Origin of the sequence: Novibacillus thermophilus (genome assembly GCF_002005165.1) — a bacterium.
GTDB lineage: Bacteria > Bacillota > Bacilli > Thermoactinomycetales > Novibacillaceae > Novibacillus > Novibacillus thermophilus.
On sequence record NZ_CP019699.1, the window covers coordinates 3587709 to 3611642 of the forward strand.

Consider the following 23934-nt stretch of genomic DNA (forward strand, 5'->3'; position numbering starts at 1 on the left):
ACCAGAAAAGATGATCGCATCATGACCAAAGAGGACCGACGTTCCATCCCCTTTCGATACAAGCTGTCAGCGGGAATGATCGTTCTCATCGGCGCGTTTGTCGCGGCGATGGTATTCGGGGCCGCTGACACGACTCTCTCCTCTCTATGGCGGGCCCTGGTGACACGTACAGCGGACGATTACGCGTCTGTCATTCGGGAAATTCGCCTGCCCCGAGAAATCGCCGCCGCTCTCGTCGGAGCGGCGCTGGCCGTTTCCGGCGCCGTGATGCAAGGGATGACGCGCAACCCCCTTGCCGATCCGGGACTGTTCGGATTGACAGCGGGCGCCAATGCGGCACTGGCCATTACGCTCGCACTGGGCCCTGCTACCCATTACCTCGGGATCACGATCAGTTGTTTCATCGGCGCAGGGGTCGGCGCCGTGTTGGTGCTCGGCATCAGTGCCGCCAAAAGAGGCGGGCTTTCCCCGCTTCGCCTCGTATTAGCCGGCGCAGCCGTGACAGCGTTTCTGAACGCCGTTGCGGAAGGCACCGGCTTATACTTTAAACTCTCTAAAGACGTCTCGATGTGGACGGCTGGAGGCATGATCGGCACTTCTTGGAGCCAGCTTCACGTTGTCGTCCCGTTTATCGCCTTAGGGATCGCTGTCGCGCTCTTTCTATCCAGACAACTGACGGTTCTCAGTTTAAGTGAGGAGGTCGCCGTCGGGTTGGGGCAACAGACGACAGGCGTGAAGACCGTGTTATTCATCGTCGTGATCGTCCTTTGCGGATCTTCTGTCGCACTCGCCGGCAACATCGCCTTTTTCGGTTTGATGGTGCCGCACATCGTCCGCGCCGTCGTCGGGACGGACTACCGCTTCATCGTGCCGATGTCGGCCATTTTAGGTGCAGCCTTTATGCTGTTGGCCGATACGCTGGGACGTACCGTCAACGCCCCCTACGAAACACCTGTCGCAGCGATTGTGGCCATGATGGGCTTGCCCTTTTTCCTGTTCATCGTCCGCACGGGGGGGAAAGCAGTTTCATGATCCATCCGGCATTGCGGAAAAAACAGCGTTTGATCCTGTTCGCTTTGCTCGCCCTCATTGTGGCGACGAGCGTGATCGGCATCGGCATGGGGGTCTCCTCCCTGTCTTACGACCGACTCATTCCGACACTGCTCGGGCAAGGGTCGTTTAAAGAAACGTTCATCCTGTATTCGGTCCGTATGCCGCGCCTCATTATCACACTCTTGGCCGGCATGGCGTTCGCTTTATCGGGTGCCATTTTACAAAGCATCACCCGCAATGACTTGGCGGACCCTGGCATTATCGGGATCAATTCGGGAGCAGGTGTGGCGGTCACGGTCTTCTTTTTGTTTTTTCCCATAGATGCCGGTTCTTTTGTGTACGCCCTTCCCTTGGTCGCTTTCGCCGGGGCTTTCATTACGGCTTGTCTCATCTACTTTTTTTCGTACGACAGGTTCGCCGGACTCCAGCCAGTCAAGTTAGTGCTTACCGGCGTCGGGTTTTCCATGGCGTTTTCCGGGGCGATGATTGTCTTCATTTCGTCAGCTGAACGCGCTCAAGTCGACTTCATCGCCAAATGGCTCGCGGGAAGCATTTGGGGAACCGACTGGCCTTTCATCTGGGCCCTCTTGCCGTGGCTGGCTGTGCTCATCCCCTTTACGCTGTCCAAAGCCCATCGGTTGAATCTGCTCGAATTGGGCGAACCGGTCGCCATCGGCATCGGAGTGGCCGTTGAAAAGGAACGCGTCGCCCTGCTTCTGACGGCGGTTGCCCTTGCCGCTTCCGCCGTTTCCGTCACGGGCGGGATTGCGTTCATCGGGCTCATGGCTCCCCACATGGCCAAAGCGCTAGTCGGACCGAGACATCAACTGTTTATCCCTGTCGCCCTTTTAATGGGCGGATGGCTGTTGCTCTTGGCCGATACCGTCGGCCGCCAGCTAGTGGACCCCGACGGCATCCCGGCCGGCATCGTCGTCGCCCTTATCGGAGCCCCCTACTTTTTGTATTTACTGCTAAAAAAGCAGTGAGCACGACATGTTCTTAGACGAGTCCTTTTTGTCTTCTGCACTCACGTCTCGTCCCACTCTTCTACCGGCGACGCTGAAAAAAGTCAATAATTCCCCCTGATCAATTGTTGTGAAAAATGAGGAGCACAGGTCATAAAACCTTTCGTACATACTGATTCTCGCCCTGATCTTTCACAACTACTCCCAGCTCATTTAGATCCATTTTTAAATTTTTTGCCTTTTTCTTCCCGAGTTCGACAGTAAATAGGCACAAATTCACTTTTTAATAAAATGTATTTCCTATGATATCAATCTTTTCGTGGATTTGTGCTTAAAATTTTTTGAATTTTACATAGGCACACGTTTAATAAAATTTGTGTTTACATTATAATGTTTATGAATTATAATATAGGCATGTATATTAGAAGGGTGACTCGCAAAAACAAAGATGGATCAAGAGTTTCGTACATTCAGCTCGCTCATAACGTGTGGGATCCGAAGGCCAAATATGCGAAAGCGAAGGTGATCTATTCATTCGGTCGTGAAGATGATCTCGATATGGACGTACTCGAACGACTGGCCCAAAGTATCAATAGATTCCTCTCACCCGAAGAGGCACTGAAGTCGAAACAAAAAATTAGAGATACAGCTGAATTTTTATTCCGGTCTGTCAAGCAACTGGGTGGCATTTGGCTATTTGATCAACTTTGGAAAAAATTAGGGATGGATACGATTCTCGAAGAGATTTTTAAAGAGCGCAAGCACGAAATCAATTTAGAACGTGCCATTTTTGCAATGGTCGCAAACCGTGCGCTTGCCCCTTCCAGTAAATTAGGAATGGAAGAATGGATATCCGAAGATGTCTATCTCCCTGGGCTTCCAAGTGTTCATTGCCATCAGCTTTACCGTGCCATGGACGAGTTATTGGATGCCCAAAGCTTGTTGGAAGATCGTGTATTTGACAATGTTTCCAACCTGTTCAATCTGGAAGTTGATCTTCTCTATTTCGATACGACATCCAGTTACTTTGAAGTCGCTCCCAACGAAACCCCGGAAGATGACGATTTTCGGCTTCAAGGATACTCGAAAGATAAACGTCCGGACCTCGTACAAACGGTGATTGGACTAGCGGTTACACGTGAAGGCATTCCCATTAAAGTGTGGTCTTGGCCAGGAAACACGATGGATATGAATGTGATTGAGGAAGTGAAGAAAGATTTGATGGGTTGGCGCCTTGGGCGCATAATCCATGTGATGGATCGTGGTTTTTCCTCCGAAGAAAATCTACGCATCCTACAACGTGGTGCCGGACATTATATTATTGGCGAACGGATGCGGGCAGGCAAAAAGGATGTGGAAGCTGCACTTAATAAACGTGGACGGTTCCATGCCATTCGTGAAAACCTCTTAGTAAAAGAATCGATTGTTGGAGATGGCGAAGCCAGAAAACGCTATGTGATCGCCTATAATCCGGAAGAAGCCGAACGTGACCGCCGTCAAAGAAAGGAAATCATCTGTGCCGTTGAGGAGCAGCTTGAAAATTTGAAACAATTACCGAATGAAGCCCACCACAAACGGGCATGTGCTTTACGGGTGCATAAAGTGTACGGGAAATATATCCGCCAATTGAAAGATGGTACCTTGAAACTGAATAAGCAAGCCATACGGGATGAAGAGAAATACGATGGCAAATACTTAATCCGGACATCAGACGATACGTTATCCCTTGAGGATATTGCGTTAGGGTATAAGCAGTTACTTCAAGTCGAAAGCGCTTTTCGAACGTTAAAGTCCACATTAAACATACGGCCGATGTACCATCGGCTAGAGAGACGAATTCGAGCTCATATCATCATTAATTGGCTGGCACTTTTGCTTGTCAGGTTGATTGAAAATGAAACCGGCTCGAGTTGGGATTCCGTGCGTCGTGAGGTCCAAAGGCTTCAAGTGGGTCATTTCACCACGAAGGATGGAGATCTATATCGTACGACGACACCAACCGCCAAACAGAAAGAGATTTTCAATAAAGTAGGCGTGAATCTGCCTCCTGAAATTTTAGAAATCAAACCGAAAAGCTAGTAACACAATAATTATGCCCTTTTTACCCCTCAAAACCTTGATACACAAAGCTTTGAGGGGCATTCGTTTACCTAGCAACTGTCGAACTCGGGTTCTTATCTCCTTCTCTAATGGCCTTTCTTCGTTCATACAAGATTGAATTGACCTTCTCCCCAAGGGTATGATCATCTAGAGTCCAAAGCACGTATTCATCTGCATAAGGATCCTGTTCACACCAAGGGTAATGATAGGTCCGGAAGATTTTTCGTATTTTTTCCTTTGTAATGTCCGTTTTTTCCCTTAAAAGTTCTTGACCTTTATTCCCTGTTATTACAACCTCGTTTTTTTCCATAAAGATTTCTTTTACCTCTGGTTTTTTAATTATTTTTTCATGATTATCTTTATTGATCAGTATCTCTTGGTCATTTACGCTCATTTTCAGTGCTTCACTATAAACCGTTAGCGATAAAAGTACACCAATAACTACACCTGCGGACATCAAAATAGTAGATACCCAGAAAGGATTGAATAATTCCAATAGTTGGATGATTTTAGAATCAGAAAATAAAGGTATTCCCTTTATAAAATCCAACAACTTTGGAATGAACCAACCTATCGTTCCTAAAACAACAGGAAAGCATACTGCAAACAATTTTTCCAAGAAACCCATACCAATTGTGGCCGTATTTTTCATTGGAATTAACACCTTTTGGATTTACATGACTATTTTTGTTATCATTCGGATTAATTCATCCTTATATTTCTCATAACTAAAGGATTTATTTTGATAAAGCATACTCTCCTCTATTGCCCCTTGAATCAAGATACACAACATTTCTGGATCAAAACCATCAGAAAACTCTTTTCTCTTTTGCCCCTCAAATAAAATATCCTTGAGCAGTGCATTTAACTGATCTTCTTCATCATGAACAGCTCTATAATAAGGCACACCTTCTTCATCTTTAGCATTAAAGACAATCTCGATTAATGCAATGTTATTTTTATAATTTGCCACTTGGTAAGCTAAACTAGCTTCAATATATGCTTTCAATTGTGAAATAGACGTTTGTTCTTGAACAACCTTTCCACTAATAAAATCTAATTTTTTGTTAAGTAAATACAGTAATGTTTGATTCATTAAATCCATTTTGCCAGAAAAGTGATACGAAATTAATCCTGTACTCACTTTTGCCTTTTGAGCGACTTTGGTTAAACTGACGTTTGTATAACCATATTCGTTAAGTGCATCAATACACGCTTGTATCATCTGTTCTCTTCGTGCCTCAGCGATAAAAGATTGTTTGTTCTCCATCAAAACCTGCCTCTCAATAAATTGAATGTGCAATATTTATTTTAGTCATCCAATCAATTTTTATTTTAGTCATATACTTCAGTGTTGTCAATACAAAATTAATACGCCCACCTTCTTCTAATCCTTATTTAGTTAAATCACTCACACATTTTCAATACCGCTTCCGAATAAAAAATTACCATCTGACCTGCAACAATTTTTGCCTCTATTTATGGTACGGCTCCCCCCTCATGATCTTAAACCCGCGGTAAATTTGCTCAAGCAAAATGAGGCGCATCAGCTGGTGAGGAAATGTCATGGGGGAGAAGCTGAGACGGAAGTCAGCACGGCGCAAAACGTCGTCGGAAAGGCCGAGGGACCCCCCAATGACAAACGCGATGTGACTATTGCCATAGGTGGCCAAACGGTCGAGGTGGGCTGCGAACTGTTCCGAAGAGAGACTTTTTCCCTCGATAGCTAAGGCGATAACGTAATGGTGGGCTTTAAGGTGCGATAAGAGGCGCTTTCCCTCGCGCTGTTTGACGAGCTCTGCTTCTTTGTCGCTTAACGTTTCGGGGGCCGGCTCCTCGAGTACTTCCACGATTTTTAAGTTGGCGTAAGCGCTGAGGCGCTTTTCGTATTCCGCGACCCCTTGTTTTAAAAATGTCTCCTTCAGTTTGCCGACGGTGAGTACGTGAATGTGCAAAACGGTTACTCTCCCTGCCGTTCAAGATTGTGGGCTGTGAAGCCACTTCACTCGTGTCTACGCAGTTTCCCGATGGCGTGGCGTGACGGCAATGTTTCGTCTTTTCCTCCGATAACATGATCCCCCGCATGGTCCCGCTTCTACTTGTATGGATAACCCCGCCCTCTACGGAGCGGGGTTGGCGAGGTTATGCCTATGACGCGGGGGAGTGACTACGGCTGTCGATGCCGCGCTCAAGTCTTTACCGTGTCAGATCGAGGGGCGTTTCCCCTAGCGTCATTTCAATGGTCTGTTTTTTGCCCTCGCGGTAAAAGGTCAGGGACATGGCGTCTCCGACGTCTTTTTTCGTGTACAAGTACCGTTGCAGTTCGGCCGGTTTTTCGATCGTTTCACCGTCTACGGCAACGATCACGTCGTTTTGCCGGAGTCCTCCTTCGTACGCCGGTCCGCCCCGTTCAATTCTGTAGACGAGTACGCCTTTCGTGACATCGTCGGGGAGGTTGAGAACCCGTTTCCGGTCGTGAATAGATATCGCTTCAAGATCGACGTGAATGATCCCCATGTACGGTCGTATGACGCGGCCGTTTTCAATGAGATCTTTAATGATCGGCTTTGCGTCGTTGCTCGGAATGGCGAACCCCAATCCTTCAACCCCTTGCTGGGCGATTTTCAAACTGTTAATGCCGATCACCTGTCCGGCCACATTCACGAGGGGACCTCCGCTGTTCCCCGGGTTAATCGCCGCATCCGTCTGCAAGACGTGCACGGAAGTCGATTCGTTGACTTGAATCGAGCGGTCTGTCGCGCTAATGACGCCGGTCGTAACCGATTGGGAGAGCTCCAATCCCAACGGGTTGCCGATGGCGATGGCCGGTTCTCCTGCTCTCAGCTTGCTGGAATCTCCGAACTCAGCCACCGCCTGCACCTTTGACGCGTCAATCTCTAACACGGCGAGGTCCGTTATTTCGTCTGAACCGAGCAGTTCTGCTGAAACGTGCTCTCCGTCGCTCATGACGACTTCAATCTCTTCCGCCCCGGCTACGACGTGATCGTTCGTTACGACGCGGGCTTTGTCTCCAATTTTTTCAATGATGACACCAGACCCGGTGCCTTGCTGAACCGTTTGCACATCTTGTGTCCACGGGTCCACATTTTTTGTTAAATTCACAACACCGACGACGGCCGGCCTCACTTTTTCGACAGCGTCCACTATATTGCTTTCTACATCGACACTGACAGTTTCCGTGCTCCCGATCTTCGTTTCGTTTTCGCCGTCACCGTTCTCGTCTTCCATTGCGCTACCCGGCATTAAACCGTTCGCCATGAGCGTCGGGGTAGCCAAGAGGACGAGCATACCTCCGATCACCGCCGAAATCAAGCTCGTCCAAATGTAGGAGCCGCGCTTGGACTGCCGCTTGCCTTCTCTCCGACTTTCGTCACTGTAGTCGTCGTAGTAGCCCATATATGATCATCATCCTTCCGAATAATTCTTCCTCCAAACCTTTATCTACGCGCTATTCTCTCTCTAATATTATCTTAACCATGTTCGGCGCCTCAATTCCTTCGCGCGTTAGTTCGAAAACGTGTTAAAAACGCAACAGGCTAGGAAATCCGGTTTAAGGAGGACAGAATAGAAGTTTGCAGGAGATGAACGCCGCCGCTCCCAAGTAACCATCGTAGAGTGAAAAGAATCAACGACCGAGCAGTGACCGCTGCGGCAATTCTGCAAGGGGTGTGGGACGGTCGTGATATGTATCGTGAAGTTTTACTTCTTTTCCAACGTCTACCCCCGCTTCTTGCAATTTTTGGCTCACTGTCATGCGGGCCAAATCGATCATATTGTTGTCACGACTCAAATGGGCGAGGTAGACATCTTGACAGCGGGAATCTAAAATGTCCAGCAAGGCGTCCCCCGCTTCTTCGTTGGACAAATGACCAACGTCGCTTAAAATGCGCCGTTTCACATTCCACGGATAGCGTCCCATCCGCAACATTTCGATGTCGTGGTTCGCTTCGCAAATGAGGACATCGGACTCCCGCACTTGCCCTTTTATTTTGTCGCTGACGTAACCGAGATCAGTCATGATACTCAATTTCCCTCGCTTGTGATACAGGCAAAACCCCATCGGCTCGGCAGCGTCATGGGACGTGCCGAATGTCTCCACTTCCAAGTCGGCGATGGCCATCGACGTTCCCGTCGCTAAAATGCGCTTTTGGCGTTCATCAATGTCTCCAACGGGTTTCGGCAAGGCTTGCCACGTCGCCTCGTTCGCGTAAATGGGCAACTGAAAACGCCGTGCCATGACTCCGAGTCCTTTTACATGGTCCATATGTTCGTGGGTTAAAAGCACAGCGTCGAGGGCCTCCGGCTGTACTCCAATCTGTCGGAGCAAAGACGTCATTTGTTTTCCGCTTAAGCCAGCGTCGACGAGGAGCCGCACGTTGTCCGTTTCAATGTAAATTGCATTACCGGTACTCCCGCTCGCCAAAATACTGAACCGCATCGTTTCTCTCCTCTTACCGTTTTTCTACTCTTGTTCACGGGGCCAGTCGCCTGTCTCCAGCCCTCCTGTCAACGCGTTCACGTAAAGGGGGGCTTGCCCGTCCGCCAAGATACGCCACACTGGCACGATGAATTGGGGTTCTTCTGCATGTAACTGCCCTGTGTAACCGAGACTGACATCTTGAACCGTACTGCCCGACGGAATGAGTTGAGCTTCTACGACTGACTGGAGGGCGGCATGGGGGGAGATGACGACGTGCTCCTTTTCTCTCGATTCGACTTCGATCCTAACTTGGCGGTACGCCGTCAAAAAGTTCCCCTCCCGCTTCAATTCGACCGGTGCCGCGTATACGGGATAGTCTCCGACAAGTTGATAGTAGATCCACTCCCCTCTTTGTACAGCCCCTTCGTCCAGCTCGTACTCCGAAAGGTGTTCTACTTGCGCCTCCAGTGCTTCGGTGACATTTTCCGCCTCATCCGGCACAGCGTCTACCCGCGGCCGCAAAGTTTGCCACTCGTTCCCACGTTGTGTGACAGTGATGCGCAAGTAGCCAATTTCCGGCAATTCCGTGGGCAAAGTGTCGGATAACGTTATCTTTTCTGCTGCCAACAACTGGTTCAACTCTTCCACCGTTTGCACACTGACCTCGCTCGCTTTACTCTGCTCGTTCCACGTCGTCCATACCTGGTACCCGAGTAACGCGTTTAGCAGGGTGAACGAGATGATCAAAATCGTTTTCGCTCTACTCCAGTCCATCCGCTTCTCCTCCCCCGTCCGCGCTAGGTTCAAACCACGTTTCATCTCCGTTCGCAAACTGTATGCGCCAGCCAGGAACGTAACGGAGGACACCGTCTTCCCGCGTTACGCGGTAGGCCGGAAACATGTCGCGGACGTCTGCCATGTCGAACTCTGTCGTCAATCGCTCTAAGTCGAACATCCCGTTGACGACCGGGCGAGAGGCGATGTACTCTTCTTCAGACGCAAAATGGAGTGAGCGGTCGTAACGCAACACGTGGCCGCCTTTACTTTCAACGGTCAACAGTGTACCGCGCCAGTCGTCCCCTTGGGCATAAACAGGAAGTCCGTCTTTCATCAGCCGAAATTCATAGCGGTTCCCTTTGTCTCCGTTTTTTGCTTCATCCAGGTTCGCTAAGTAGTGATCGCCCATCCATCCGCCGTGGTGGTTCACAAACTGTACGGCGTCGTGAAAATCTTGGACAATGGGTGTCACGTCCAATTTCACTTTATAGTTTTGGTAGTAGATCATACGGTTCGCTTCAACGTATCGTACAGTGCGCGATCCGTCCTGCATCACGACGGCACCTTCTTCAGCGTCGGTCACCGTCCGAACGAGAGATGGATCGAGAAACAACAAGTTTTTTAATTGCTCTAAGTCAATTTCTTCCAATGACGCCTCCCACTCTGGCATCGACATTTCCCCTTCAGGAAAGTAGTGAATTTTCATTCTGATCGGCTCGTAAGGGTTTGCCGACACAATTCTCTCCATAACAGGCGTCACACGCAACGGCCCGAGTTCGCTCACCTGTTCGAACACGTCTTCACCGCTGTCGAGGATCAATTTCCCTTCGTACATTCGGTTTTCCACATCAGAAATCAGGAGGACGTTCCACTCATTCTGCAACCGGTATACCCATATTCGGTCAATCTCCGTCAGTCTTTCTCCAGGTTCCATCCCGGGGGACAACCGTTCTGCAAAGAGGGCAGTCGGAATGGACACTGGAAAGCGCAGTTCCAAGCTGCGGTACCCGTTTAAGAAGCTTTTCCACTCCGACGTTGTCATCACTTTCTCCTCAAGCCGCGTCACTTGCCACTCTGGCATGGACGCCGTGATCGAATCGTACACGGCGTCACCGGAAAAACTCATAAAATGGCGCCCGTCACCTGAATGATACACGACAGAGCGCGGCTTGACCAGGTCCTCCAGTTGGCGCGATTCCCCGATGAGCTGTTGCGGAATGTAGTCGTTGCGGTTCATTTCCTCCACATTAGGGGAACCGTACCACAAAACTCCTGACAAGACGAGGCTGGTGAGGATGAGTATCGTTAACACAACGGATTTGACCCGTTCGATCATACAGATGCCTCCAGCGAACAGTATAGTAGCAACGGAGAGCGAGCCAAAAGGTTAGTCGTTTCCGTTTCTGCACATCTTTAGAGTGAATTTTCGTCGGAAGTCGGTTACAGAGTGGACAGTGCCCGTCCTTGAAGACTTCGGACCGTCCAACAGGGTTAGGTCTACAATGTCGCTCGCCGACGACTCTACGGACAGGGTGAAGAAGAGGTGCCTTCTGCTGGCGCCACCACGCACACGACGATCTACTTAGGACCTTCTCCTTCCCTTACCGGCAAGGTGAAGGTCACGGTCGTGCCTGCGTGCAATTCGCTGTCCATGTCGATTTCTCCACCGTGGGCGCGAATAATTTCCCGGGCAATCGACAGGCCCAGCCCCGTTCCCCCCATACTGCGGGAACGCGCCTTGTCGACACGGTAAAACCGCTCAAAAATGCGGTCCAAGTCTTTTCTCGGAATGCCGATGCCGTTATCCTGTATCCTCACTTCCACATAGCGATCGTCCTTTTGCCTGGCACGCACTGTAATTTTTCCGCCTTCATCAGCCGTGTATTTAATGGCGTTAGACATCAAATTGTCGAGCACCCGTCTGATCTGGTCCCGATCTGCCCACACGTCCGGAAGCGGGGCAGACAGATCGAGGACAAGCTGTATGTTTTTCCGTTCGATGGGGATCGCAAAGCGGGTTGCCACTTCCTCTAGTAAAGGGGCTATCGGCATCGGCTGTAGACGAAGGCTGGCCTCTTTTGAGTCCAGACGAGACATGTGCAGTAAATCGGTTACGAGGCGGATCATGCGGTCAGTTTCCCGCCGGGTCACGTCCAAAAATTTTGGGCCCAATTCACGGTCTTGCATGGCCCCGTCGTCTAACGCTTCCAGGTAGCTTTTAATTGTCGTGAGCGGAGTGCGCAATTCGTGGGATACGTTGGCCACGAACTCTTTCCGCTGTTGCTCCAGTTTTTCCTGTTCGGTCACGTCTTGTACGACTGCAATGACTCCCCCAGTGTAGTCCTCCTGCCGTTGATACGGGGTGAAGGTGAGTCTCACGTAGTAAACAGTGTCATCGTCGGGAGCGGAAACTTCACAAAAGACGACCCGTTGTTCCGTCAAAGGCCAGGAAAGTTTTGGTGAAAGGGATGGCAGTACTTGCAACAAGTTGTCTCCTTCTTGAATTTCTGTGTGGAGAATAGCTTCGGCTCGTTCATTGTGAACGACGATGTGGCCTTGCCAGTCCGTGGCAATGACACCGTCACTCATGTTGGCCAACACAGAGGCCAGTTTTACCCGCTCTTCCTCATTTTGGGAGAGCGCTTCGCGCAAGCGGATCGCCATGTTGTTAAACGCTTGCCCCAGTTGGCCGATTTCATCGTTACTCATAATGTTGACCCGGCGGTTAAAGTCCCCGTTTGCCATCGCCGTCGCTTGTTCGGTCACCGCCTTGACCGGGTTCGTAATCGTACGGGACAACACGACGCCGAGTACGACCGTCAGCAAAAGGGCAAACACAGTACCGGTCGCAAAAATGCTGTTGATGCGGCGGACAGTACTGTACATGTCCGTCATCGGAGCCCACAAATAGACGGCTCCGATCACTTGATTGTCATTGCTTTCAACAGGGACAGCCAGCACCATCATCCGCTGTCCGGTCATACTGTCAGAGCGGATGTCGGACGCCCGCGACCCAAGTAAAGCGCGGTTGACTTCGAGTTGCACGTTTTTTTGCCCGATCAAGTGCTTTTCCGACTCGGATCCGCCGACGATAACACCGTTTTGGTCAATAATTTGTACACCGGCGTTGTTTAACGTCACGAAGTCTTGAATGAATTCCGCAATTTCATCCTCATCTTCCTGTTCTCTCCCTGTTTCTGAAGAAAGGTAAGGCTCCAGGTTTATCGCCAAGGAATCAGCCTGATAGTTCAACGATTCTGAAAAATTGTCGACAAACGACTGTTCTACCGTGCGGGTGAAGTAAACGCCAATAATTTGCATCGCGATCAGAATGAGCGAAATGTATATAATCACGAACTTCCACTGTACAGTGTGAAACAACCGGCGTATCTTTGGCATGTGTCATCACCTGTCTGTTTTCGGGTTGCGCATCGCGTATCCGAGACCGCGCCGGGTGATGATATACTCCGGTTGGCTGGCATCTTCTTCTATTTTTTCCCTTAGCCGGCGAATGGTGACGTCCACAGTGCGCACATCGCCGAAGTAATCGTATCCCCATACAGCTTGCAACAAATGCTCCCGCGTCAATACTTGGTTCACGTTCGCCGCCAAGTGCTGGAGCAGTTCAAACTCACGGTACGTCAGTTCAATCGGACGGCCGTCCTTTTCCACCGTATAACTGTTCTGGTCGATTTTTAAGTCTCCCACTCGTATGACGTGATCCTTTGCGTCCTGTTCTCCAGAAGATTGGGTTTCTGCCCGCCTCAAGTTGGCCCGAATGCGCGCCAACAATTCTCGATTGCTAAACGGTTTCGTCACATAGTCGTCCGCCCCGAGCTCCAATCCCAACACTTTGTCCATTTCCGAATCTTTGGCTGTGAGCATGATGATGGGCATGTCGTACTTTTGTCTCACGTGGCGGCACACTTCCATTCCGTCTTTTCCCGGCAACATGATGTCGAGCAATATGAGATCCGGCTGTTCTTCGTCGACGTATCGAATTGCTTCACTCCCGTCATCGATGCATCTGACCGCGTACCCTTCTTTTTCCAAATTAAACTTTATGATGTCGGCAATCGGTTTTTCGTCTTCCACTACCAAAATGGTGGCAGCAGCCAATCTCAGTCCCCCTTCTATGCAAAAATCGGCATCAGCGTATCTCTTCGCTCTTCACCTTCTGTTTCCACTCGTTCAACAGCTTCGCTTCTGTCTGTCCGTAAACGGCCTTCCACGCTGTAGAAAAAGGCCACCGTCTTCGCATGAGCGCGTGCAACTCGTCCATCTTTTCTTCACCGTACTCTTCCAGCAAGTAGCGGTACCACATGAACGATTGGCGGTACGCCAGCGCTTGATTGTGAAGCTGATCGAAGGAACGGGAGAGTTGGTCGTAGTCGTACAGAGGTTCTTCATGCAAAACATTGTGCGGTTCCAGCCACTCGTAACCGATCAGCTCGTACTCGATCCACTGGGCAAAGCCTTCCGTATACCAACGGGGAAAATTTCCGTTCGCCATTTGGTCCAAGTAGTAGTGGGCCAATTCGTGTGCCAGCGGTCCTTGCCGGTAGAAGTACTGTTTCCATGCGTTAATATCGGAAAGGGGCGGTATAGCCGCTGCATTTGACCAGTCGTCTGGACTGAGGAGATAGATGACACCGCCGTAATAAACCCCAGTTGCACTCTGTCCGTAATGCCAGCCGAACCGCTCCTGCATGCTGGTGCGATCTGGAAAAAGGACGATCGTGATCAGTTGGTCTTGTGGCAAGGCGTAGTCAGCCGTCAATTGGGTATAGATGCGCTCCGCCACGTCAAGCACGGCCGCTGCTTCCTCTCGCCGCTCCCCGGGATGCAAGAGGGAAAAGTTCTCGCTTTCTGTCCTCTCCATGTAGCGGAAACGCCAGTTCTCCATCATTTGGTTACCTTCGCGAAACACTGGCTGTGCCAGAGTCTCCAAATTGAACAGCGAAGACGCCCAGCTTCCAACAACAAAAAGAAAAAAGACCACGAGCCAGAACCGCGGTTGTTTCATCCCCTCACCACATCTCTACTTCCATCTCAGCGGTTTATACCGGCTTCACGAAAATGCTCGTTTCCACAATTTAATGATAGCATAAATCAAACCTATGCCGACAGGGAGTTGAAGGTAAACAAGGATCACCACGTTGATCTGAGATAGCGGTCAAATTTACGAAAAGACGGGTGCACCTCCCCATTCCCTTTATCGGTTTAGGTGAATACATTACAGTAACACTGAATGAAGATGAAAAGGGGATGACATTGAAGCGATTGCCCTTCCAACAAATTGCGAGCAAGTGGCTGAAAACCTACATCATGTCGCAAGATGACGAATTGTCACGTTATTTGCCGCAAACGGCTCGGTGGCACCCAAATGTTTTGTTTAAGATGCTCAAACAGTTTGGCTCTGTCTATTTGAAGCCCGATAAAGGAGGTGGCGGGGCCGGCATCATCCGCGTCAAACTGACGGACTCCCACCGTTATGAAGTGCGCTACGGCATAAGGCGCCAGGTCATTGTCGGTGAAACGACCTTAATCTCTTATTTACGGAGACGCATGCAACCGCACAAACGTTACTTAATACAACAAGGCATTCGCCTGGCACACGTTGACGGGCGCCCGTTTGACATACGCGTCGTCCTTCAAAAGCCCCGCGACCAGTGGATTGTGATGGGGATGGCGGCCAAGGTAGCGGCCAAGAAAAAAATTGTCACCAACCGGGCAAACGGCGGCATCGCCGCCACGGTGCCAAAGGTGCTCCAGGCTGGTTTTGGGTGGCGCGACGAACACGTCCGCCTCGTTGAACACGTATTAAACAGGATCGCGTTACGCACGGCAGCCGTTCTGTCGACCCGGTTTCCCGGTTTGCGCGTCCTCGGATTGGATGTCGGCATAGACGTCCGGGGCAACGTATGGATTTTTGAAGTGAACACGAGGCCCCAATTCCGCTTGTTCCAGCAGACCGACCCCGTCCGCTACCGACAGATCGTGCGGAACCAGCGTCAAATTGTAGCCGACGGCCGCAAACGGCTCAACTAAAAGGCCCAGCGGCCGTTTCTCAAGATAGGTTCTCGCTCGCCGTCACGTCGTTCGCCGTCGATGTCTAAGTTAGCAGACCCGATCATAAAATCGACGTGGACGAGACTGTCGTTCAGCCCGCGGGCCTCCCGCTCCGCGCGCGTCATGTTCACCCCGCCTTTTACACCTGACGGGATGGCAAACCCGAGGGCTAAGTGGCACGACGCGTTTTCGTCGTACAACGTGTTGAAAAACAAAACGCCAGTGTTGGAAATCGGGGAGTCGTGGGGCACTATGGCGACCTCTCCGAGGAAACGGGCGCCTTCGTCCGTTTCCAATAGCTTCTTCAACATCTCACGCCCCTTCGCTGCTGTAAAGTCCACCACTTCCCCGCCTTGAAAAGTGAAAGAAAAGTCTTCAATGAGCACTCCGTTGTAGTTTAACGGTCGAGTGCTGTACACAGTCCCGTTAACCCCACGCTTGGACGGGACAGTAAACACTTCCTCGGTAGGGATGTTCGGAACAAACGACACACCCGCAGCACTCACAGCTTTTGCGCTCTTCCATACGTGTTCAGCGGGGAGTTCGACAGTCAAATTCGTTTTGTCGGAAGTGAAATGCAGTTTGGCATACTGTTTCTCGGTCAAGATTGCAGCCCGAGCCGCGAGATGCTCCACGTGTTCGCGCCACGCTTGAATGGGGTCTTGCCGATTGACGCGTGTCACCTCAAAGATGTACTCCCACAGTTTTCCCTCGCGTTCAGATGGCGGCAAGTTCGGAAAAACGCTCGCTGCCCACGCCCGTGTCGGAAACGACACCATCGACCAACTGATTTTGTCCTCAATGGCGTAACGTTTGAATGCTCTCATGGCCGCCGCTCTCGTCTGATTGACCACGGACACGCGATCGGGATGTGCGTCGCGAATGAGGCGGGGATTAGGAGCGTACACCTGCAGCAATGCGGCGCCGTTTTCTGCCATCTCTACGTACCCTTTCGCTTTCCACATCGGGAACTCTCCCAGCCCCTCTTCTGGCTGTTTCAAGTATTTCAGCCGCATGAGTGCCTCGTCGCAGTAATCGACGTACACCTCGCGCACGCCTCTTTCGTATGCCTTCTCTACCAGTTTGTGAACAAAGGACGCCGCGCTGACCGGAGCTTGAACAATCATCCGTTGACCTGGCTGCACGTTGACGCCGACGCTTAAAGCGATTTCAGCGTAGTTGTCAAACAGCTTTTGAAATTGTTCCTGTTCCTCCATCTCGTTCCTCCTTTTAGTAATAAAAAAGACAGCCGTTACTGTAAAAGAATCCACGTCATTATAACAAAAAACCACTGAGAGTGTCCCATTTCTCAGTGGATACGCATGTTAGCGAAGTCAGCGCAATCTGACGGTTTAAGCGTAAATACCGCGTACGACGTTTGTCTGTTCCCGATTCGGACCGACTGAAAAAATGGTGAGGGGGATTCCGGTCAACTGGGCAACCCGCTCCACGTAATGCAAAGCTTCAAGGGGCAGTTCATCGAGACTCCTCACACCGGAAATGTCTTCAGTCCACCCGTCAAGTTCTTCATACACCGGCTCACACTCAGCGAGTACGGAAAGGCTCGCCGGGTAGTTTTCGATCGTGTTTCCTCTGTAGCGGTACGCTGTACAGATCTTGATCCGCTTGAGTCCCGTCAACACGTCGAGGGAGTTGAGGGACAGACCCGTAATCCCGCTGACGCGCCGGGCGTGACGCACCACGACGCTGTCAAACCAGCCGACGCGGCGCGGACGCCCTGTCGTCGTTCCGTACTCATTCCCTACCTCGCGGATGTGATCACCAACGTCGTCCGTCAGTTCCGTTGGGAACGGACCGTCGCCGACCCGCGTCGTATATGCTTTGGCCACACCGACCACGTGATGGATTTTCGTCGGACCGACACCGGAACCGATACACACTCCCCGGCGACCGGGTTGGAGGACGTGACGTACGGGTACGTACCTTGATCGATGTCGAGCATCACGCCTTGTGCCCCTTCAAACAAGACGCGGCGGCCCTGGTCAATCGCATCGTTCAAGACGACAGACGTGTCTTTTACATAAGGCCGCATGTGTTCCGCGTATTCACGGTACTCGTCGAACACCTGGGTAAAGTTGAATCCTTCCGCCTCGTACACCCGTTCTAACAAGCGGTTCTTGTCATCTAAATTTCGCTTCAACTTGCTGCGAAAGGAGTCCTCATCCAGCAAGTCTGCCACGCGGATGCCAATGCGGGCCGCTTTGTCCATATAGGCCGGGCCGATGCCCTTCCCGGTCGTCCCTATTTTGGCTGAACCCTTTCCTTGCTCTTCCAACTTATCCAGTTTAATGTGGTACGGCATAATGACGTGCGCCCGGTCTGATATGCACAAGTTGTCTGGACTGAACCCGTTTTCCCGCAAATAATTCAATTCGCTGACTAGCGCCTTCGGATCGATCACCATGCCGTTTCCGATCACACATACTTTATCTTCGTAAAAAATGCCTGACGGAATAAGGTGTAGTTTATACTTTTTGCCATTAATGGAGATCGTGTGTCCCGCGTTGTTGCCTCCCTGGTAACGAGCAACCACTTCCGCTTTTTCCGCCAAAAAATCGGTAATCTTGCCTTTTCCTTCGTCTCCCCACTGTGTGCCCACTACAACAACAGAAGACAAGGCCTTCACCCCTTTGTTCGTATTCCACCTTCAATGACAAGGTAGAACACCATCAGTTTAGCAATGGAAGGACTCGATGTCAATTTAAAGGCGAACAATACACAAATACGATATCTCTTTTGTTCGTATTCTTTTTTCAGAGTAGCCGTGCCTGCCCCGCTGCGGCACCGGCAATTGAAAAAATTGTGTGACGTACTGCAGAAGGGAATGCCTTAAGATCTTCCAAAAAAGTGACTGTTCGAAGCCACTGCCTCCAAAGTTGATGTTTCACTGTCTTAAGCCCCCTCTCCCGTTACGAAAATGGCGCTACGTGTTGCCGATGCCGCAACCTTTCTCCTATTTTCTGAGAACGCTGCTGTCACGTCAGGGGGCTACCGCCTCCGGCACAGGTGTGTGCGTCTTGTCTAAACTGACAAATTTATTGTAGTTTTTCAAAAAGACGAGTTCCACTTTACCGACCGGGCCGTTCCGCTGTTTGCCAATAATAATTTCAATAATATTTTGCTTGTCCGTTTCCGGGTTGTAGTAATCTTCACGGTACAAAAAGGCGACGATGTCGGCATCTTGTTCAATGGACCCGGACTCCCGCAGGTCGGACAAGAGGGGGCGCTTGTCTTGACGCTGTTCGACGCTGCGACTCAACTGGGACAGTGCAATCACCGGGCAGTCGAGCTCCCGGGCAAGAGCTTTTAACGACCGGGAAATCTCGGAAATTTCCTGTTGGCGGTTTTCCCGCTGACTCCGGTTGTTAATGAGCTGCAAGTAATCAATCAGCACCAGGCCGATCCCCCGTTCGGCTTTTAACCTGCGACATTTGCCGCGTATGTCGTACACCGTCGTTCCCGGTGAATCGTCGATGTAAATCGGGGCCTCCGCAAGAGACCCGATTGCCATCGTCAACTTTTCCCAGTCTTCGTCCTCCATCATACCCGTGCGGAACTTGTGGGAGTCGATGTTGCTCTCTGCACACAACATGCGCTGGACGAGCTGGGACGCAGACATCTCCAAACTGAAAATCGCCACGGGTAGCCGGGAACGGGCGGCCACGTTTTGCGCGATGTTGAGGGCGAAAGCTGTTTTGCCGACGCTGGGCCGCGCAGCAACGATAATTAAATCTGACTTTTGGAATCCCGACGTCATTCGGTCGAGGTCGGGGTATCCTGAAGGAATCCCACTAATTTGACCTTGATTGGCGTGTAACTTCTCAATGCGTTCGAACGCTTCCAGCAACACGTCCTTAATCGGAATGAACGTATCGCTCGTCCTCCGTTCGCTTATGGACAAAATGCGGTTTTCTGCGTCGGCAATGATTTCAGACACGTCTTCTGTTTCCGCGTATCCCTTGCTGGCGATATGGGTTGCCGTCTGAATCAGTTTGCGCAGCAACGCTTTTTCTTCGATGATGTGGGCGTAATACTCTACGTTAGCTGCACTCGGAACGGCATTGGCCAAATCAGTCAAATACGTAACGCCGCCCACTTCCTCTAGCAACTGGCGATCTTTCAATTCGGCCGTAATTGTGACTAAATCAACGGGCTCGCCCCTTTCCGCCAAGTCCAGCATGACACGAAACAGGCGCTGGTGGGATTGGCGGTAAAAGTCCTCAGGCACTACGATTTCAGCTGCACTGTAAAGCGCCTCTCTCTCTAATAAGACAGCGCCGAGCACGGCTTGTTCCGCTTCAATGTTTTGCGGCGGAACACGCTCCAGAAACAAGTCACTCATGATGTGTCACCTTCATCCATCGATCTCCTTGTGCGCGTTACGCTTCGACGACGTGGACGTTGAGGGTTGCGGTAATTTTCGGCCGCAACTTAATTTCAACACGTGTCACACCGAGAGTGCGAATCGGTTCTTTTAGCTGAATGTTCTTTTTGTCGACGCGAATGTTCTCCTTCATCAGCTGTTCACTGATCTGTTTCGACGTCACCGCACCGAACAAGCGGCCGTTTTCACCTGCTTTAGCTGGAATTTTTAAGTCCAGTTGCTCAAGGCGTTCTTTTAACGCCCGGGCCTGGTCGTCTGCCATTTTTTCCTTTTTCTCCTGTTGCCGTTTCTCGGCTTCCAGCGCGTTCACATTGCCCCGTGTGGCTTCAACGGCCAGTCCCTTAGGCAATAAGTAATTGCGCGCGTAACCGTCTGCCACTTCTTTGATTTCTCCCTTTTTCCCCTTTCCTTTGACGTCTTGCCGAAAAATGACCTTCATTCAGTCGTCTCTCCTTTCTCATTCAATTGTTCTAATACGTGTAACAGCTGTTCTTTCGCTTCTTCCAGTGAAATGCCGGTCAACTGGGCCGCGGCATTTGTCAGGTGGCCGCCGCCGCCCAACTCCTCCATCACGATTTGCACGTTAATAGAGCCGAGAGAACGGGCGCTTATAGACACTGTCTCAGCGTCGCGCCGCCCAATGGCGAACGACGCCTCAATACCGGTCATATTCAGCAGCGTATCAGCAGACTGGGCGATGAGCACTTGATCGTACGTTTCGTCTTCTTCGCCTACCGCCACCGCAATGCTGTCAAAGTAGATTTCCGTGTGTCGAACAATTTCTGCCCGCTTCACAAACATGCCGAAGTCTTCTTTTAACATGGTCTGCACTAACCCCGGATCAGCTCCGTGCTGCCGCAAAAATGAAGCCGCTTCAAACGTGCGGGAACCCGTGCGGAAGGCGAAGCTTTTCGTATCGACGACGATGCCCGCAAGCAAAGCTGTCGCCTCTAGTCTATTCATGGAAAGCCGCTCTGTCTGGTACTGCAGCAATTCCGCCACAAGTTCACACGTAGAAGAAGCATACGGCTCCATGTACACCAGTACCGGATCTTCTACAAACTCTTCACTGCGGCGGTGGTGGTCGATGATGACGACACGCGTCGACTTCTGCAAGAGCTTCGGCTCTATCGTCATCGACGGCCGGTGGGTGTCGACGACGACGACGAGTGTACGCTGTTCACAAAGGGACAGTGCCTGTTCCCCTGAAACGATCACTTCGTTTAAGTGGTCGTCTTCTTCAATCATCGCCGTCAAGTTTGAGATGGAAGGATTTTCTCCGTTTAATACGATGTAAGCGTCTTTTCCCTGCAAGTCCGCCGCCTTCCACACACCGATGGCGGCACCGACGGAATCCATGTCCGGGTTTTCGTGCCCCATGATGAGGACGCGCTCACTTTCGCGGATGAGGTTGCGCAAGGCGTGTGAAATGACGCGGGCTCTCACCCTCGTTCGCTTCTCCACTGCGTTCGTTTTCCCACCGTAAAACGTCATCCGGTCTCCCTTTTTGACCGCTGCCTGGTCTCCGCCGCGTCCGAGCGCCACGTCGAGGCAACCTTGCGCCATCCGGGCGCGTTCAAAGAGAGTCCCCGTGTAGCTCCCGATTCCGATACTGAGTGTAATCGGAATCTTGTTTTCTTTCGTCATTTCCCGGACAGTGTCGAGGATGTCAAATTTCGATTTCTCCAGCACTTCCAACGTCTTGCGATGAAAAATCATAAAAAACTTGTCGCCGTAACGCCGCAGTAAAATGTCGTGGGCGTTCGCCCACTCTGTGATCGCCCCCGTGACGTTCGTCTGCAAAAGTGTTCGACTCTGGTCGTCCATTTCCTGTGTCACGTCCTCCAAATTATCCAAGTGCAAAATGCCGAACACGATCTGTTCGTCCCGGTACGTTTGTTCTAAATGGCGCCACTCCGTGACGTCAGTTAAATAAATTAACCGCTCATCCGGGTTTGCCTGCATCAGGTAAATGCGCTTACCGAGGGGGATATCTAAAGGCTGCTCTGTTTCATCCCAGTCTTTTAATGCGGGAAAACATTCGACCAGCTCTTTCCCGATGAGGTGTTCTTCGCCGACAATCCGGGCGACAAACGGATTGTGCCACTCAATGCGCCTGTTTTCGTCGTAAAGCAGCATCCCGATAGGAAGGTGTTGGATAGTGTCCGCTCCCGTTTTCTTCACTCGGTAGGACAGAGTCTCCACATACTGGGTAAACTCACGTTTAAACGACTTTTCCGCGTACAGCAAGTAGTACGCCAAAAAAACTAGCACACTCAGCCCCAACAGGCCGTACAGCCAATGTTCAAGGGAAAGGAGGGCAATTAACGTGACACAAAAGACGAGGATCACCACAACGTGATACCCGTGCCACCGTTTCAGCAAAAACTTCGGCATTCATTCCAACCCCTCATGATGACGAGATCCATAGGGTTACACCAGGGCGTGATACTCGTTTTCTCCCTTAAGTGTTTCGGCAGTAGAATTAGCGCTTTTGCAATCTGTCGCGAAAGCGAAAACCGATATCTAGCATGCCGAGAAACGACAAGGGAACAAAAAAGAACAACATGATAAAAATGAATAGCGGCAAAAACAAGAGGACGACCAACCAAAACCACGCGTCTAGCGGACGGAGCCATCGCTGCACCAATGCCGCCAAGAACGACAGAGCTTGCACAACAAACAACAGGGTGATTAACCAGTTTGCCGTCACGGCCACGGAATACCAGTACGACCCGATCTCTGTCAAAAGCATCACAACGACACTGACAATATACCACGCCAGCAAGCTGCGGGGAAAATGCCACTCTTGAAAAGGCGGAAGTTTGACGGTCGGAACTTCCAGACGGCGCAACACGACCCTGCCAATGGCGTGATTGACGAGGGCCGTACTGCCGGCCATGACGATAAAAACGGCTGGCAACAGGGAGACGACCGTCTCCCGGACGACATTCAACTCCCTTTCGTTCACGGCAATTCCCATCTCATCCCAAATCTCCGTGTACACGGCCATCGTCTGCTCCCACTGTCGCTCTAGTATGGACCCGAGGTGAAAGTCAAACGACACACTCAACAGTAATAAAGCCAGGGAAATCCCGGCAAGCAGTGTGACCGTACCCGTCAGCAGTAACCCTCGAACACTCCGGCGTTTGGAGTGGTGAAACTGGCCCATCCCCCAACCGGCTCCGGCAGCGACGAAAGAGGCTAACAACCACAGTAGCCCGAACAGCGCGCCTAAAGCGGCTGAGATGCAAGCGAAAACAGCGCCGGCTTTACGCGTATGTTTGGCAGTGTACACGAGTGCCGGCAAGGGAAGCAGCATCAAACTTATAAACGATAAGGGGGTAAAGATGGAAACAAACAGTAAAAGTACGTGTATGAGAGAACCGATAATTCCGTCAGTGAGAGGAGATCTCTCCGACAAACACGTCACCTCTTATTCAAGTATTCATCCAAGGCGGAAAGGTCGCCGTACCACTCTTCCATTTGGTGACCATCTCGCACGTTTTCGCGCAGTTTTTTCAAAACGGCACTTTCCAGGTCCCGAAACGAAAAACCGATGCGCCGCGCCATGACGTATACCGCTACAGTCAAACTTGCGAGGCAATCGATGGCCCGTTCGTATTTGCCATGCATCATATAGCGGTAAAGACCAGCTACTTGATCTAGTATCTCACTCTTGAGCCATTCTAGTACTTTTAGATTTTTGGCAATGTGCATGCCTTTTTCCCGGGGACGCTCCATTTGCTCTTCGCTCCTTCACCTTTAACCCTATATATGTATTTCCACGCGCTTCAACAGATTCCCTCCCTGGGCCGAAAAAAAGCGTTCCACTATGTAAACGTAAAGGGCACCGTCCGATGCCCTTTCGCTGTCCTCTTATTCAGTTGTGTACGGCAGCAACGCCATTTGACGGGCCCGTTTGATGGCACGAGTCAACTGGCGCTGGTACTTGGAAGACGTTCCAGTTACCCGCCGTGGCAAAATTTTGCCCCGTTCGCTGATAAACTTCTTCAACAGTTCGACATCTTTATAGTCGATGTAGTCAATGTTGTTCACGGTAAAGTAACACACTTTACGGCGCTTGTTTCCGCGTCGACGAGCCATGTCACCCCTCCTTT

At 50.9% G+C, this 23934-nt stretch carries 22 protein-coding genes and 1 pseudogene; 4 read left to right on the forward strand and 19 right to left on the reverse strand.

Features of this window, described 5'->3' with window-relative positions:
- Positions 1-21 precede the first annotated feature (21 nt).
- Together B0W44_RS17460 and B0W44_RS17465 are read left to right on the forward strand one after the other, a co-directional pair.
- Positions 22-1032, forward strand: a complete 1011-nt coding sequence (locus B0W44_RS17460; RefSeq protein WP_077721140.1) for a FecCD family ABC transporter permease — start codon at positions 22-24, stop codon at positions 1030-1032.
- Entirely contained in the window at positions 1029-2039 is a 1011-nt protein-coding gene (locus tag B0W44_RS17465; protein ID WP_077721141.1) for a FecCD family ABC transporter permease, read from the forward strand. The genes B0W44_RS17460 and B0W44_RS17465 overlap by 4 nt, the downstream gene beginning before the upstream one ends.
- A 130-nt stretch (positions 2040-2169) precedes the next feature.
- On the opposite strand, the gene B0W44_RS19310 is transcribed toward B0W44_RS17465, so the two are convergent.
- A complete protein-coding gene (locus B0W44_RS19310; RefSeq protein WP_418304062.1) occupies positions 2170-2298 on the reverse strand; it encodes a CysS/YqeB C-terminal domain-containing protein in 129 nt (42 codons plus the stop codon).
- A gap of 134 nt (positions 2299-2432) precedes the next feature.
- Here B0W44_RS19310 and B0W44_RS17470 point away from each other — a divergent pair, with 134 nt between their 5' ends.
- Complete coding sequence (locus B0W44_RS17470) at positions 2433-4097, forward strand: IS1634 family transposase (RefSeq protein ID WP_077719125.1); 1665 nt, start codon at positions 2433-2435, stop codon at positions 4095-4097.
- 67 nt (positions 4098-4164) lie between these two features.
- Here the strand turns inward: B0W44_RS17470 and B0W44_RS17475 are convergent, their stop codons facing one another.
- From B0W44_RS17475 to B0W44_RS17520, 10 genes are all read right to left on the reverse strand, one after another.
- Positions 4165-4770, reverse strand: a complete 606-nt coding sequence (locus B0W44_RS17475) for a YqeB family protein (protein WP_179947359.1) — start codon at positions 4768-4770, stop codon at positions 4165-4167.
- A gap of 21 nt (positions 4771-4791) precedes the next feature.
- A complete protein-coding gene (locus tag B0W44_RS17480) occupies positions 4792-5388 on the reverse strand; it encodes a TetR/AcrR family transcriptional regulator (protein ID WP_077721492.1) in 597 nt (198 codons plus the stop codon).
- A gap of 205 nt (positions 5389-5593) precedes the next feature.
- Positions 5594-6073 (reverse strand): 23S rRNA (pseudouridine(1915)-N(3))-methyltransferase RlmH, encoded by a 480-nt coding sequence (gene rlmH / locus B0W44_RS17485; protein WP_077721142.1) that lies wholly within the window; start codon positions 6071-6073, stop codon positions 5594-5596.
- 241 nt (positions 6074-6314) lie between these two features.
- Entirely contained in the window at positions 6315-7535 is a 1221-nt protein-coding gene (locus B0W44_RS17490) for a S1C family serine protease (protein ID WP_077721143.1), read from the reverse strand.
- A 229-nt stretch (positions 7536-7764) separates the two neighbouring features.
- Positions 7765-8577: an MBL fold metallo-hydrolase gene (locus B0W44_RS17495; protein WP_077721144.1), complete on the reverse strand. Its 813-nt coding sequence runs from the start codon at positions 8575-8577 to the stop codon at positions 7765-7767.
- Positions 8578-8601: 24 nt separating this feature from the next.
- Positions 8602-9333 (reverse strand): two-component system regulatory protein YycI, encoded by a 732-nt coding sequence (yycI, locus tag B0W44_RS17500; protein ID WP_169835654.1) that lies wholly within the window; start codon positions 9331-9333, stop codon positions 8602-8604.
- Positions 9320-10672, reverse strand: coding sequence for a YycH family regulatory protein (locus B0W44_RS17505; RefSeq protein WP_077721146.1), 1353 nt, complete (start codon positions 10670-10672; stop codon positions 9320-9322). Before B0W44_RS17505 ends, yycI begins: the two co-directional genes overlap by 14 nt.
- Positions 10673-10914: 242 nt before the next feature.
- Positions 10915-12735, reverse strand: coding sequence for a cell wall metabolism sensor histidine kinase WalK (gene walK, locus B0W44_RS17510; protein WP_077721147.1), 1821 nt, complete (start codon positions 12733-12735; stop codon positions 10915-10917).
- Positions 12736-12741: 6 nt separating this feature from the next.
- Entirely contained in the window at positions 12742-13455 is a 714-nt protein-coding gene (gene yycF / locus B0W44_RS17515) for a response regulator YycF (RefSeq protein WP_077721148.1), read from the reverse strand.
- 31 nt (positions 13456-13486) lie between these two features.
- A complete protein-coding gene (locus B0W44_RS17520; protein WP_077721149.1) occupies positions 13487-14362 on the reverse strand; it encodes a peptidase MA family metallohydrolase in 876 nt (291 codons plus the stop codon).
- Positions 14363-14532: 170 nt separating this feature from the next.
- Here B0W44_RS17520 and B0W44_RS17525 point away from each other — a divergent pair, with 170 nt between their 5' ends.
- Complete coding sequence (locus B0W44_RS17525) at positions 14533-15387, forward strand: YheC/YheD family protein (RefSeq protein ID WP_169835655.1); 855 nt, start codon at positions 14533-14535, stop codon at positions 15385-15387.
- Here B0W44_RS17525 and B0W44_RS17530 read toward each other — a convergent pair.
- The 8 genes and pseudogenes from B0W44_RS17530 to rpsR form a co-directional block, all read right to left on the reverse strand.
- Positions 15384-16625, reverse strand: coding sequence for an aminopeptidase (locus B0W44_RS17530; protein ID WP_077721151.1), 1242 nt, complete (start codon positions 16623-16625; stop codon positions 15384-15386). The two genes, B0W44_RS17525 and B0W44_RS17530, sit on opposite strands and share 4 nt — an antisense overlap.
- Before the next feature lie 135 nt (positions 16626-16760).
- Positions 16761-18046, reverse strand: a pseudogene (locus B0W44_RS17535) (adenylosuccinate synthase).
- Positions 18047-18409: 363 nt separating this feature from the next.
- Positions 18410-19771, reverse strand: a complete 1362-nt coding sequence (gene dnaB / locus B0W44_RS17540) for a replicative DNA helicase (protein WP_077721152.1) — start codon at positions 19769-19771, stop codon at positions 18410-18412.
- A gap of 37 nt (positions 19772-19808) precedes the next feature.
- Positions 19809-20252, reverse strand: a complete 444-nt coding sequence (gene rplI, locus B0W44_RS17545; protein WP_077721153.1) for a 50S ribosomal protein L9 — start codon at positions 20250-20252, stop codon at positions 19809-19811.
- Positions 20249-22210 carry a DHH family phosphoesterase gene (locus B0W44_RS17550; RefSeq protein WP_077721154.1) on the reverse strand — a complete coding sequence of 654 codons (1962 nt, stop codon included), beginning with the start codon at positions 22208-22210 and terminating at the stop codon, positions 20249-20251. The genes rplI and B0W44_RS17550 overlap by 4 nt, the downstream gene beginning before the upstream one ends.
- Before the next feature lie 88 nt (positions 22211-22298).
- Positions 22299-23237, reverse strand: a complete 939-nt coding sequence (locus B0W44_RS17555) for a YybS family protein (protein ID WP_169835656.1) — start codon at positions 23235-23237, stop codon at positions 22299-22301.
- Positions 23238-23242: 5 nt separating this feature from the next.
- Positions 23243-23557, reverse strand: a complete 315-nt coding sequence (locus tag B0W44_RS17560) for a MazG-like family protein (protein ID WP_077721156.1) — start codon at positions 23555-23557, stop codon at positions 23243-23245.
- 135 nt (positions 23558-23692) lie between these two features.
- On the reverse strand, positions 23693-23920 hold the full coding sequence (gene rpsR, locus B0W44_RS17565; protein WP_077721157.1) for a 30S ribosomal protein S18: 228 nt from the start codon (positions 23918-23920) through the stop codon (positions 23693-23695).
- Positions 23921-23934 lie beyond the last annotated feature (14 nt).